General features: G+C 57.3%; 10 protein-coding genes and 3 tRNA genes. 6 read left to right on the forward strand and 7 right to left on the reverse strand.

The annotated features are described in order from the left end of the window. Nucleotides 1-6: 6 nt before the first annotated feature. The 6 genes from AC5JQH_RS02805 to AC5JQH_RS02830 form a co-directional block, all read right to left on the reverse strand. Nucleotides 7-82: transfer RNA gene (locus tag AC5JQH_RS02805), tRNA-Val, on the reverse strand. 22 nt (nucleotides 83-104) lie between these two features. Beyond that, nucleotides 105-181, reverse strand: a tRNA-Asp gene (locus AC5JQH_RS02810). A gap of 67 nt (nucleotides 182-248) precedes the next feature. Next, a tRNA-Val gene (locus AC5JQH_RS02815) sits at nucleotides 249-324 on the reverse strand. Nucleotides 325-497: 173 nt separating this feature from the next. Continuing rightward, nucleotides 498-755 (reverse strand): hypothetical protein, encoded by a 258-nt coding sequence (locus AC5JQH_RS02820; RefSeq protein WP_008171388.1) that lies wholly within the window; start codon nucleotides 753-755, stop codon nucleotides 498-500. Nucleotides 756-802: 47 nt separating this feature from the next. Beyond that, a complete protein-coding gene (locus AC5JQH_RS02825) occupies nucleotides 803-1,675 on the reverse strand; it encodes a DUF2846 domain-containing protein (protein WP_008171386.1) in 873 nt (290 codons plus the stop codon). Between the two features lie 139 nt (nucleotides 1,676-1,814). Then, the gene (locus AC5JQH_RS02830) at nucleotides 1,815-2,795 is read right to left on the reverse strand and encodes a hypothetical protein (protein ID WP_288367665.1); all 981 of its coding nucleotides are present in this window, start codon (nucleotides 2,793-2,795) and stop codon (nucleotides 1,815-1,817) included. A 296-nt stretch (nucleotides 2,796-3,091) separates the two neighbouring features. Here AC5JQH_RS02830 and purE point away from each other — a divergent pair, with 296 nt between their 5' ends. From purE to AC5JQH_RS02860, 6 genes are all read left to right on the forward strand, one after another. Then, complete coding sequence (gene purE, locus AC5JQH_RS02835; protein ID WP_008171382.1) at nucleotides 3,092-3,583, forward strand: 5-(carboxyamino)imidazole ribonucleotide mutase; 492 nt, start codon at nucleotides 3,092-3,094, stop codon at nucleotides 3,581-3,583. 17 nt (nucleotides 3,584-3,600) lie between these two features. After that, nucleotides 3,601-4,719 (forward strand): 5-(carboxyamino)imidazole ribonucleotide synthase, encoded by a 1,119-nt coding sequence (locus AC5JQH_RS02840; RefSeq protein WP_092030854.1) that lies wholly within the window; start codon nucleotides 3,601-3,603, stop codon nucleotides 4,717-4,719. Nucleotides 4,720-4,790: 71 nt separating this feature from the next. Continuing rightward, nucleotides 4,791-5,369, forward strand: a complete 579-nt coding sequence (gene sodB / locus AC5JQH_RS02845; protein ID WP_092030856.1) for a superoxide dismutase [Fe] — start codon at nucleotides 4,791-4,793, stop codon at nucleotides 5,367-5,369. Between the two features lie 284 nt (nucleotides 5,370-5,653). Beyond that, entirely contained in the window at nucleotides 5,654-7,714 is a 2,061-nt protein-coding gene (locus AC5JQH_RS02850; protein ID WP_493805252.1) for a putative bifunctional diguanylate cyclase/phosphodiesterase, read from the forward strand. Nucleotides 7,715-7,736: 22 nt separating this feature from the next. Beyond that, nucleotides 7,737-8,324, forward strand: coding sequence for a LemA family protein (locus tag AC5JQH_RS02855; protein WP_008171373.1), 588 nt, complete (start codon nucleotides 7,737-7,739; stop codon nucleotides 8,322-8,324). Nucleotides 8,325-8,335: 11 nt separating this feature from the next. Beyond that, nucleotides 8,336-10,333: a M48 family metallopeptidase gene (locus tag AC5JQH_RS02860; protein ID WP_493805253.1), complete on the forward strand. Its 1,998-nt coding sequence runs from the start codon at nucleotides 8,336-8,338 to the stop codon at nucleotides 10,331-10,333. A 4-nt stretch (nucleotides 10,334-10,337) separates the two neighbouring features. On the opposite strand, the gene gspD is transcribed toward AC5JQH_RS02860, so the two are convergent. Next, a complete protein-coding gene (gene gspD / locus AC5JQH_RS02865; RefSeq protein ID WP_493805254.1) occupies nucleotides 10,338-12,287 on the reverse strand; it encodes a type II secretion system secretin GspD in 1,950 nt (649 codons plus the stop codon). Between the last annotated feature and the right edge of the window lie 9 nt (nucleotides 12,288-12,296).

The raw sequence follows: 12,296 nt of genomic DNA on the forward strand, positions 1-12,296 counted from the left end.
GAATTTTGGTGGGTGGTACTGGGATCGAACCAGTGACCCTCGCCTTGTAAGGGCGATGCTCTCCCAGCTGAGCTAACCACCCGGGAATACTTCATAAATAAAAGTGGCGGAGCGGACGGGACTCGAACCCGCGACCCCCGGCGTGACAGGCCGGTATTCTAACCAACTGAACTACCGCTCCGCATCAATTCCGGCCCTTGGGCCCGAACCTGAAACCGGATGGGGTGATCCGGTGATGCAACTGAAAGTGGTGGGTGGTACTGGGATCGAACCAGTGACCCTCGCCTTGTAAGGGCGATGCTCTCCCAGCTGAGCTAACCACCCACTTTCAAGCCTTCCTATCTAATCTAAAAAGGCATTCACTTGCTTGCCAGCCGTGCTGTCTCAACCAAGTGAGAGGCGCATTTTAAGCATTTGGCTGACGGTGTCAAATATTTTCCGGCAATTTTATAAAAAAACCTGCAAGCCATTCAAAAGCGTACAGTTTTTAAGCAAATTCAGTTTTTACCCGAGGTCTTGCTAGCGGTTTTGACTGCCCGTATGGCCGGGCGATTCTGGCCCGCCTGCTGAGCCTTCTCCTGCAGGGACAATTCACTGACACGACTGCGCCTGTCTTCCGGAACCGCCCGATTGGCCAGGGAGCAGTTCAGGTCATCAAGCCGTTTCTGCAGATCGCCCCAGCTATCGAGTAGTTGGGGGACCACATCATCGGCCAGTTTTTCAAATCTGAGTCGAAGAGAATCCTTGAGAGCCATTGTTTTAATTTCCCGAGTCCTTCACCTGCCGTCAGTCTAGTCAGCACTCAGAAAATCCACCAGCCACCACCGGATTCTGCTTCTTCCCGACGCTCACGTTCCTGCTCCAACTTGGCGTACTCACGCTCCAACCTGTCGATTTTCCGATCCGTTTCCAGGGGAACCGTGGGACCACCGCCGAACGGCCAGAACCAGGACGTGGATTCGTACTTGCCCTCCTGCTTCAGGCGCTCGATCTCGAGCTCACGCTCCTCCTCCAGCAGCACCAGTTGCCGCTCGTAATCCAGGTCTTCGTTCACTTCCACAATGGAGGTAGCCGCGTGGTTTGGCGCCAACAGATCACTGTTCAGAAAACGGGTGGAAACAATCTCCTCTGCCTGCATGGCATATTCCCGCGTCACCAGCTGGAGGTCGCCCTGATTCAGCGAATGATCCGGATCCAGGTCCGGATGCCGTTGGCCCGGTTCCGAAAGCTCGTTATAACGCAGGTAATAGATCTGTCCTGGCTCAACGTCCAGCGTGGCATCGGCGATCAGGCTAAGACTGAAGGAGTTCATGCCCTCCAGACCAAGCAAAGGTCGGCGCATGGCAATGTGGCGCTCTCCGGGGCTTACCTCAAGCCAGGTGAAGCTGTCGTTGCGAATGTTGAAATAGTGGGTGTCATCTATGTAGACACTGGGCGCTTCAATTTCATCAGCCGCCCATTGGGAGTGTGTCCTGTAGAAGTACAGCACCGCGTTGCGCCGATCCCAGCTATCGTTGTCGATATGAACGAAGTCATGCCCGGAAACCGGATGCAGGAACGACCCGACGCTTTTGCCGATGGACTGATAAACCGTACAGCCCGGCAACGCCAGCAACAGCCACATCGCTGCCAGAAGCCGGGGAACAAGAAAAACGGAAGGCACTCGGGTTTTCATTGTTGTTAACTCTTCATCCTGATTGCGAGTTGCCTGATCTTAACAACTGCACAAAAACAGAAATGAGAGCTACCGCAAGGGATGGCTACAAACCGTTACAAAACCCGAAATGCCGATTGCTGGACCACGCTACGGGCAGTTACTGCCCGCTGATCTGGCTCCGTAACTGATTCACCTCTTCAGACAGCCGAACCAGACGGGAGGTCAGTTGTGACCGCGAGGCATCGATAGACTCAACCGTGCGCTTGAGACTGGCCACCTCATTACGGAGCGCCTGAACCCGGCCATCATCGGCCAGCTCATCGGTCTCCCGCTCCAGGGCCGAGATCCGACCCTCCATGCCGCTGATTCCCAGCTTCTGCTCCTGCTCAAAACGCCGGATACGGCTCTCGATCACCTGATCCACATCCGCCAGCTGCTGGCTCAATTTCGTCAACTGATCCGTCGCCTGCCGGTTGGCATCCTGCAGCGCTGCAATCGACGTCTCCGTTTGTTGTTTCAGGGCTGCAATATCGGCGGAAAGCGAGGACCGGACCTTTTCAACCGACGTCTCAAGCGAACCAATGGCCTGCTTGCCCTCAGCAAGGCCGGATTCCAACGCGGCAATCCGTTCCTGCTGCTCATCCAGGCGCTTCTTGTTGCGTTCATTGGCAATGGCCCAGAGTTTCCGGATCTCACTGTCTGCCGTATCCAGACGCTTCGTATGCGCCGCGATCTGCTCCTCCAGAGTAGCGCCCCTCTCCTGAAGGTTTTCCCCCGTTTCCGAAAGCTCGCCCTCAAACCGAGCAAGCGCCAGCTTGCTCTGCCGCGCCCAGTAATCCGCTTCTTCAAGCTGCCCTTCCAACGCCTGAACCCGCTGCTCCTGGGAGTACCAGCCAGCACCCGCGGCAACGGCCAGCACAATCAACAACACCCACAGCATTGCCGAGCTACCGCGACCATTGCTGCCGCCACTTCCGTTACCGCCCTTGCCACCTTTGGGAGGCTTCGCTGGTGTCGACGGTTCGCCTTTCCCTCCGGACGCTGGCCTGGACTTTCTTTCCGCTGCCTTTTTCGACTCGGCACTACCAATCGGTCGTTCAGCCCTCAACTCATCATCATCTGGACGGATCGGTTCCATTACAGCTCCTGAGTATGGACGGTTAAAATAATAAGGTCTGATAATACCTGTACTTACCCGCAGGTAAAAATGAAGCCGCGCTCATGCCAAATCTTCCAGAGCGTTCGGGGCGGAGTTGAGAGGCCTTTTCCGGAAATGTCTGAAGCCAAGGATGGCTTCAGTCAAGCGCACATGGATGTGCTCGTAGCGGTTTCCGGAAAAGGCCTCTCAACTGCGCCTTCCACCAAGGTTTGTTGCATGGTAAGTAGCCAAAACATACAATGGCCGGCTTTCCAATTATCACAGGACTGTTGCATATGCAGCCGCTTGTAGGACTCATCATGGGCTCCAAATCCGACTGGCCCACCATGGAACACGCCGCCACCATGCTCGAAAAACTTGGCGTGCCCTATGAAACCAAAGTCGTCTCGGCCCATCGCACACCGGATCTGCTTTTTGACTACGCCAAAACGGCCGCAGACCGCGGCTTGAAAGTCATTATTGCGGGCGCCGGCGGCGCAGCGCACCTGCCGGGCATGGTTGCCTCACAAACCGCCCTGCCGGTCCTTGGTGTTCCTGTTCAGTCCAAAACCCTGAATGGACTGGATTCGTTGCTCTCCATCGTCCAGATGCCAGGCGGCATCGCCGTCGGCACCCTCGCTATTGGTAAAGCCGGCGCAACCAACGCTGGCCTGCTGGCAGCGCAGATTATCGGCACCTCAGACGACAGCGTACGCAAAGCGGTTGAGCAGTTCCGGGCCACACAGACCGAAACGATTCTGGACAATCCTGATCCTCGGGACCAGTAACAGGCAGGAGAACTCGAATGAGAATTGGTGTACTGGGCGCCGGCCAACTGGGAAGAATGCTGGCACTGGCCGGATACCCACTGGCCAAGACCTTTGTTTTCTATGACATGTCCGGCAGCCCCAGTGCCGGCCTTGGTGAAGTCATCATCGACCGCGAGGGCCAGTACCTGGATGATTTCCTCTCCCGGGTCGACCGTGTTACCTATGAGTTCGAACACCTGCCAGTAAACGTGGCCGAGAAAATTGCTGCTCACAAACCGGTTCACCCCTGCCCCCGGGCATTGCAGGTTTGTCAGAACCGGGAAGCGGAAAAGACTCTGTTCGGCGGGCTGGGCATCCCCACGCCAGAATGGAAAATTGCCGATAGCGCCGCCTCGTTGAAAGCCGCGGCCGAGGAACTTGGCTGCCCGGTGGTAGCGAAGTCCAACACCGAAGGATACGACGGCAAAGGCCAGGCCGTACTCAAATCGCCTGAGGACGCCGAGGCCGCCTGGACCTCCATCGGCCACCCCCGCCTTATCGTGGAAAAGTTCGTCGACTTTCACCGGGAAGTGTCGATCATCGCCGTTCGCGCTGAAGACGGTGAGCTGGCCTTCTACCCGATGGCGGAGAACACCCACCACGAGGGGATTCTGCGCTACTCCATTGCGCCTGCTCCGAAGCTCGAGAAGCACGTTCAGGAAGATGCGGAGCGGTACATCAAGGCACTACTGAACGAATTGGACTATGTCGGCGTATTAACGCTTGAGTTGTTCGAGACAACCGATGGCCTGGTCGCCAACGAGATGGCGCCGAGGGTTCACAACTCGGGACACTGGACCATCGAAGGCGCGATGACCAGCCAGTTCGAGAACCACATTCGCGCGGTAAGCGGGCACCCTCTTGGCAATGTTGCTCCACGTGGTTTGAGCTGCATGATCAATATCATCGGAGAGCACGGCGACATCGAGCGAATCCTCGAACTGCCCTACGCCCATGTTCATCTCTATAATAAGGGTGAACGACCGGGTCGGAAGCTGGGCCACGTAAACATACTGGCCGACAGCTACGAAGAGCTTGTCTGGCGGGTGAAGAACTGCGCCCAGTTCCTGCCGGGCAGCCCAGAGTTTAAAAGTTCTTTAGCACCAAAGGGTTGATCTGACTCAAATCGACCCTATATTGGGGTAACGAACATCAACATAAACAGAGAGACAGGGAGAACGACCTCATGGCATTTGAACTTCCCGCACTGCCCTACGAAAAGAACGCACTGGAACCGCACATCTCTCAGGAAACGCTCGAGTACCATTACGGCAAGCATCACAACACCTACGTCACCAAGCTCAATGGCCTGATCGAAGGTACGGACAACGCCAACAAATCTCTTGAAGACATCATCAAGAGTGCCAGCGGCCCGCTGTTCAACAACGCCGCACAGGTCTGGAACCACACCTTCTACTGGCACTGCCTGAGCCCGAACGGCGGTGGTGAACCCACCGGTGCTGCCAAGGAAGCGATCGAGAAGGCGTTCGGTTCTTTTGAAGATTTCAAGAAAGAATTCAATGACAAAGCAGCCAACAACTTCGGTTCTGGCTGGACCTGGCTGGTGAAAAAAGCGGACTGCTCCGTTGCCATCGCGAATACCAGCAACGCTGAAACGCCGTTGACCGGTGCCGACAAGCCGGTACTGACCGTCGACGTCTGGGAGCACGCGTACTACATCGACTATCGCAACTCCCGCCCGAACTACCTGGAAGCTTTCTGGAACCTGGTGAACTGGGATTTCGTAAACGAAAACCTGGCCTGATCCCGGCCTCGCTTCCAGACTCAGTCTAAAACGACTGTGATCAAGCGCCCGCCCCTGGCGGGCGTTTTTGTGTCTGCTATACCCAAGCAATTACAATTTGATACAAGCACACTCTGAAATCTTTGGAAAAATCGCCGATACTCCATGAAGATATCGCGAACCTGAACCATACTTGGAAACAACCATCAGGGTGAGCCCCCACGCACATCACCCAAAGTGCGACACCTTTGCCCTGAACCTTGCAGATCAGCGGCTCTGCAAAAACCGGAACAAGACAGGCTTGAATGCAAAACTCCTTCGAGGTTGAACATCGCCTGGGCTATCGAATCTTACGGTGGATTCTTGCGGTGGCCCTTGCCAGTGGCGTCGTTGTCAGTGCCATACAGGTCATCCTGGACGCCCAACGCGTGTCCAGAGGGCTGGATAGCGATGCCAAGCAAACCATCGCGATGGTGAAAGACGCAGCCACCCAGGCGGTGTTCAGCATCGACGCCGAACTCGCGCAACAAGTCGTGGACGGCCTCTTCGCCAAGGAAGCGGTCCACATGGCCCGCATCGTCCACCCTGACGGCGACTCACTGGGAGATCGCAGCCGTCCACTCCAGGAAACCGCTTTCCGCCCGGTCACCGATCCGATTTTCGACGCCGACCGGCTCTATCGGGAACCGCTTTTCCGCGAGGGTAATCCGGAAGACGTCTACGGCTTTCTTGACGTTCACTACGACACTGCAGCAGCGGCCCGCACCTGGTTGGACAGGGCGGCTGTCACTTTCGCTTCCGGCATGGCCACAGCTCTCATTCTCGGCATGGTGTTGTTCTATGTATTCCACCTGCTCCTGACGCGCCCCCTCCTCCGAATTGTCAATTCCGTGAGGCAGGTGGATCCTGCGCACCCGGATGACCGCCTGGTCACCACGCCATCCGGCCACCAGAGCGACGAACTTGGCCTCTGGGTCAACGCAACCAATAACCTCCTGGTGGCCATTGGTGACAGCCAGAAACGTCATCGCGAGGCGGAGGACCGGGTGAGCCGTCTCTCACGTTACGACCAGCTCACTGGCCTGCCCAGCCGGGATACCTTCATGGAATTGCTGGTGCGGGATATTGAGGATGCCGCCAGGCGCAACGCCCAACTGTCGCTGATTGTCTGCGGCATCGACGATTTCAAATCGGTGAACGAGCAGTGCGGTTTCCGGTCCGGGGACCTTATTCTACAGACCGTTGCCGACCGCCTGACCAACAAACTGGACAATGCCCGCTTCACCATTGCACGCCTCGGCAGCGACCAGTTCGTGGTTGTCCAGAAAGGACTTCGGGACGGGTTTCAAGCAGCAGACACAGCTGAGCGAATCCTGGCCTGTGTCAATGAGCCCATGCTGGTCGAAGACCAGAACATCTCAATCAGCGCCACCCTGGGGGTTGCTCTTTACCCCTCCGACACCAGCAAGGCAGACCGACTGCTTCAGAGTGCCGAACAGACCATGACCCTGGCCAAGCAGAACGGTCACAACCACTTCCAGTTCTATGTCGCCAGCATTGACCAGGAAATCCGGGACCGGAAGCAACTGGAAAAGGATTTGTCCCAGGCTCTTGGTAATCACCAATTTCATCTGGTTTACCAGCCCCAGATTAATCTGGAGAGCAAACGGGTAATCGGGGCAGAGGCATTGTTACGTTGGGAGCACCCGACTCGTGGCACGGTTCCCCCCGACTTCTTTATCCCGGTGGCCGAAGCAAACGGCTCTATCGTGGAAATTGGCCAGTGGGTTCTGGACCAGGCTTGTTGGCAGGCAGCTCGCTGGGCCTCGGACGGCTCGCCGCTTCGTATTGCTGTTAATCTCTCGGCCGTTCAGCTGCGCCAGGAAAGCATTGTCGATGATATTCTCGATACCCTGCGACGACACAAGATACCGGCCGGGCGGCTGGAGCTGGAGGTAACAGAAACCAGCTTCATGACCAACCTGTCAGACGCCGTAGCCAAACTCCACAGACTCAACAAAGCGGGAATAAGCATCGCGGTGGACGACTTTGGAACCGGCTACTCGTCACTGACCTACCTCAAACAGATGCCGGTACAGCATCTGAAGATCGACAAACAGTTTATCCGCGATCTGCTGGTCAATGAGGAAGATACCCGAATCGCCAATACCATCATCGACCTTGGCAAGAGTCTGAACCTGTCAGTGGTTGCTGAAGGGGTGGAAACGGCAGAGCAGGAATATTACCTGAGCCAGCGTGGCTGCAAGCTCGCCCAGGGCTATTTCTTCAGCAAACCGTTGCCGCCGCGTGAATTTGAGACCTTCGTTAAAGGTTTTCACGAGCAGATCGTGGAAAATAACCTCTGAACCACTACCTCTAGGAGTTGCCATGGGAACCACTGTTATCGGCCTGATCGTTATCGCCGTCATTGTTTTCTATCTGGTCTTTATCTACAACCGCCTGGTTTCCCTGCGCAACCAGTTCAAAAACGGGTTTGCCCAGATTGATGTTCAACTGCAGCGTCGGCACGACCTTATTCCGAATCTTGTGGAAGCGGCAAAAGCCTATCTGACCCACGAAAAAAGCACCCTCACCCAGGTGATGGAAGCCCGCAACAATGCGGTCAGCGCCCAAAAAGACGCCGCCAAGGATCCCGGCGATGGAACCAAGATCCAACGCCTGGGCAGCGCCGAAAACCTGCTCACCAAGGCGCTTGCCAATTTCTACGCGGTGGCGGAAAACTACCCGGAACTGAAGGCCAACGAAACCATCCAGCAACTGATGGAAGAACTCTCCAGTACCGAGAACCGCGTCGCCTTTGCGCGCCAGGCCTATAACGATGGCGTGATGAGCTACAACATTTTCCGTGAGCAGTTCCCCAACAACTTTGTTGCCGGCATGTTCGCCTTCAAGGAAACGTCGCAACTGGAACTGGAATCACCGGAAGCCCGCCAGGCACCGAAAGTGGCCTTCTGAGGCCCTGAGGCATGGCTCACCCCGGTTTCTTTCAGCGCCAGGCCCATGCCCGGCGCAACACCAGTCTGCTGGTTTTTCTTTTCCTGACGGCGGTCGCGTTTATCACGCTTGCTGTCTGCCTTGTGGGTTATTTCGTAACCCGTAGTGAATCCTCCGGTCTTGCGTTCCACCACTGGCTGCTCTCCAATCATGGCCTGCTGACCGCCGTTACGGTTGTTTCCCTGATTGTTCTGGGCTCCCTGCTCCGCTGGGTTGATCTGGCCGGAGGTGGCGACCGGGTCGCCAAAATGGTTGGCGCCAGACCCATTGACCCCGATACCCGCGACAGTGACGAGCGCAAACTGCGCAACATCGTTGAGGAAATGGCTATTGCCAGTGGTGTCTCGGTGCCGGAACTCTATGTGATGGATCAGGAAACCGGCATCAACGCTTTTGTGGCCGGCTACACTCCCGGTGAGGCCGTCATGGTCGTCACCCACGGCGCCATCACCCAGTTATCCCGGGACGAACTGCAAGGCGTGGTCGCCCATGAATTCAGCCATATTTTCAACGGCGACATGCGGCTGAACGTTCGGCTCATTGCCCTGCTTGCCGGCATCCTGATGATCGGACAGATTGGCGGCTTTCTACTGCGCGCATCCTTCTACCGCGGCCACCGGGTGGGTCGATCACGGGACGGTCGGGCCCAGGCGGCCATGGGCATCATTGGTCTGGCCCTCTTTGTGATTGGCTATGTGGGCGTTTTCTTTGGCCGGCTGATACAGGCAGCGGTCTCCAGGCAACGCGAAATGCTGGCAGACGCATCCTCCGTGCAATTTACCCGCAATCCCGAAGGCATTGCCGGAGCGCTGTTCAAGATCGGAATGAAGGGCGGTTACCTGGACACAACCAGCCACGCCAGCGACATGAATCACATGTGTTTTGGCGAAAGTGCGCGGATGAAGTTCACCTCTTTGCTGGCATCCCACCCGCCCATAGATGAGCGAATCAATGCCATTCAGCCCGGCATGCTGGCCAGATTGCGAAGCCGGCTCAGGGATACCGAACCAGGCGCCGATCTCTACCGGGGAGGCTCTGGAGCACCAGAAGCGGGCGCGTCCGGGTTCAGTGGCGCGGCAACTGACATACTCGGGCCGGTTACCGGCAGGAGTGGCAGAACCTCACCGCTTGCATCCAGCCCGGAAAAAACCATAAAACCGGCCCGGAAATTTTCAGATCAGGTCGGCACTATCAACCGGCAAAGCGAAGATTTCGCCCTGCGTTTTCTGGAACGCCTGCCAGCCACCTTCCGAAACCTGCTGTACACCCGGGCCGGGGCCACGCAGCTCTGCTATGCCATGCTGATCAGCGAACTGCCGCGTCCACAGCAAACGGAACGGCTGAACCTGCTGCCGGCACACCCGGTATTGGGCAGCCAGCCGGATCTACTCGAGAAACTGCTGCCGGCACTGAAAACCATCGGCGATGGCGTCCGTTTCCCTGCCCTGGAGCTGGCCATGCCTGCCCTTCGCAAGCTGGACCCGGAAGAGCGGGAGTTGCTCATTACCAATGTCCAGAAACTTGTGGCGGCGGATAACCGGGTTACCCTGTTTGAACTCGCTCTGACAAGCTTCCTGTCACGCCACCTGGGCGACGAAGCAGCCAGAGTGGTACCGGTGCGCTATAAGAGCTACAAACCGGTCATGCCGGCCCTCCAGAGGCTCCTGAGCTTGATGGCAAGGGCTGGGTCTGAGTCCCAATCTGACGCCGAGAAGCTCTATCGGGAGGCCATGGCCGGCTTCATGAATGCGAAGGATGGAGTGGAGCCAGTTCTGGAAAAAGTCACCATGCGCCAGCTACGGGAAGCGTTGACCGCGTTGAACGGTCTTTCACCGCTGCTGAAACCGGCAATCATCGATGCCTGTGGGCACTGCATTACCCGCGACGGGAAAGTGGAAACCCGGGAGTACGAACTGATGCGGCTGGTGGCGGACCAGATGGATTGCCCGATGCCGCCACTGGCTGTCTGAGCGCTTACTTTACCCGGGTGCTGCCGTCTTCAAACAGCGCGTCCACTGTCGGACGCTGCTCTTCGGTGGGGATACCCAGCTTCTCCCGGATGTTCAGATTGACGTCCCAAAGCTGATTGAACTTGTCGGAAGTAGCCGCAACGGCCTCTTCCTTGCCCAGCATGATTTTGGGGCGCAGGAACACCAGCAGGTTGCGCTTCACCCGGCGCTCCGATTCGGAGGAGAACAGGCGACCAACGAACGGGATGTCACCCAGCAGGGGCACCTTGCTCCTGTTGACCTGGTAATCATCCCGGGTCAAACCGCCCAGCACGATGGTCTCACCGTCATCTGCAAGCACTGTGGTCTTGATTTCCCGCTTGTTGGTGACGATATCCGAGGCGTCCTCGATGCTGTCTGCCACGTTCTCTGTGGTCTGCTCCACCACCAGACGCACCAGGCCGTCGGCACTGATGGTCGGGGTAACCTTGAGGGTCAGACCGATATCGCGACGCTCGATGGTGGTGAATGGATTGGTGGTGCCGTCACCGACAACCGTCGACTGGCCAGTGCGGAACGGGACATTCTGGCCCACGATGATCTCGGACTCCTGGTTATCCAGCGTAATAATGCTTGGCGTGGACAACAGGTTTGCAGCAGCAGACGTAGACAGTGCCTGCAGGAGAACCCCCCAGCTCACACCATTTTCGTTCCGTTGGCCGGCGCCGATGGTGATACCACCGGTAGCCGGCGTGATGGCGGATCCGGTCAGAATCGCGCTGAGCACCTCACCCAGGCTGCGACCCACGTTACCGAAATTGGTGCCGGCAACCGGCGTGGATTCGCCGGACTCGTCACCGACCGCAACCTGGACGCCCAGATCCTGGCCCAGTTCGTCGCTGATCTCGACAATGGCCGCCTCAATCATCACCTGGGCACGGCGCACATCCAGCGCCGCAACAATCTGTTCGGCTTCCTGCATCAGGGATGGCTCACCCCTCACCACCAGCGCGTTCAGCCCCTCATCCGCAAACACGGCAAAGCTGCTTTGCGGTTTGGCGGCACCGCCGCCTCCCGAACCGGTACCTTCTTTCACCAGCTCGCCCATCACACCCTTCAGGATCTCAGTCAGGTTTTTGGCGTCGGCGTGTTTCAGCCTCAGGACCTTGGTGGTGCCGCCGGTGGCAGAGGGCTGGTCCAGCTGTCGAATCAGGCCGCGCATCTTTTCGCGGAAGGTCTCATCGCCCCGCAGGATAAGGCGGTTGCTGCGCTCATCTGCCGTGACGCTGTATTTTCTGGCGGCATTGTCGCCGCCGGCCCGGCCGAGTTCATCCGGGGCCAGTTCCTGCAGCAGGGTCACCATATCACCCACCCAGGCTTCCTGAAGCTGGATGACTTCCACTTCGTATTTGGACGGGCTATCCAGCTCCCGGACAATCTGCTCGATGCGCTGGATATTGGAAGAATGATCACTGATGATCAGGGCGTTGGCGGCGGCCACCCCGGCCAGATGGCCGTATTTCGCCACCAGGGGGCGCAGAATCGGCACCAGCTCCAGGGCGTTGGCGTTGTCGATCTGGATAACCCGCGTGATCAGCTGCTCGGAGGGGGTTTCGGGAAAGCGCTCCAGAATCTCTGCCGACTGTTTGGCATCAACCTGCTGCACCACCTTGATCACTTCTGCGCCCGGGATGGCGGTAAAACCGTGAACATTCAAGACCGCCAGGAACAGATCGTAAATTTCGTCCTTGTTCATGGGCGCGCTGGAGAGCAACGTTACCTTGCCCTTTACCCGCGGATCCACCACAAAACTGTACCCGGTAATGTCCGCGACCTGGGTCACGAACGCACGGATATCGGCGTCTTTCAGGTTCAGCCGCCATGTCTCGGCTTCCTGCCCATAAGCCATGGACATAAAGGGAAGGAGAAAAAGCAGGACAATGGCCCGCAAAACATTGATCTTGTGGTTATACATCTGGCGATT

The sequence above is a fragment of the Marinobacter sp. H13 genome (genome assembly GCF_059072335.1).

Bases quoted from the DNA above. Each gene is read 5' to 3' on its own strand.
- purE (WP_008171382.1), top strand. From the start codon at position 3,092: ATGCAGCCGCTTGTAGGACTCATCATGGGCTCCAAATCCGACTGGCCC.
- AC5JQH_RS02825 (WP_008171386.1), bottom strand. From the start codon at position 1,675: ATGAAAACCCGAGTGCCTTCCGTTTTTCTTGTTCCCCGGCTTCTGGCA.
- sodB (WP_092030856.1), top strand. From the start codon at position 4,791: ATGGCATTTGAACTTCCCGCACTGCCCTACGAAAAGAACGCACTGGAA.
- AC5JQH_RS02840 (WP_092030854.1), top strand. From the start codon at position 3,601: ATGAGAATTGGTGTACTGGGCGCCGGCCAACTGGGAAGAATGCTGGCA.
- AC5JQH_RS02820 (WP_008171388.1), bottom strand. From the start codon at position 755: ATGGCTCTCAAGGATTCTCTTCGACTCAGATTTGAAAAACTGGCCGAT.
- gspD (WP_493805254.1), bottom strand. From the start codon at position 12,287: ATGTATAACCACAAGATCAATGTTTTGCGGGCCATTGTCCTGCTTTTT.
- AC5JQH_RS02850 (WP_493805252.1), top strand. From the start codon at position 5,654: ATGCAAAACTCCTTCGAGGTTGAACATCGCCTGGGCTATCGAATCTTA.
- AC5JQH_RS02855 (WP_008171373.1), top strand. From the start codon at position 7,737: ATGGGAACCACTGTTATCGGCCTGATCGTTATCGCCGTCATTGTTTTC.
- AC5JQH_RS02830 (WP_288367665.1), bottom strand. From the start codon at position 2,795: ATGGAACCGATCCGTCCAGATGATGATGAGTTGAGGGCTGAACGACCG.
- AC5JQH_RS02860 (WP_493805253.1), top strand. From the start codon at position 8,336: ATGGCTCACCCCGGTTTCTTTCAGCGCCAGGCCCATGCCCGGCGCAAC.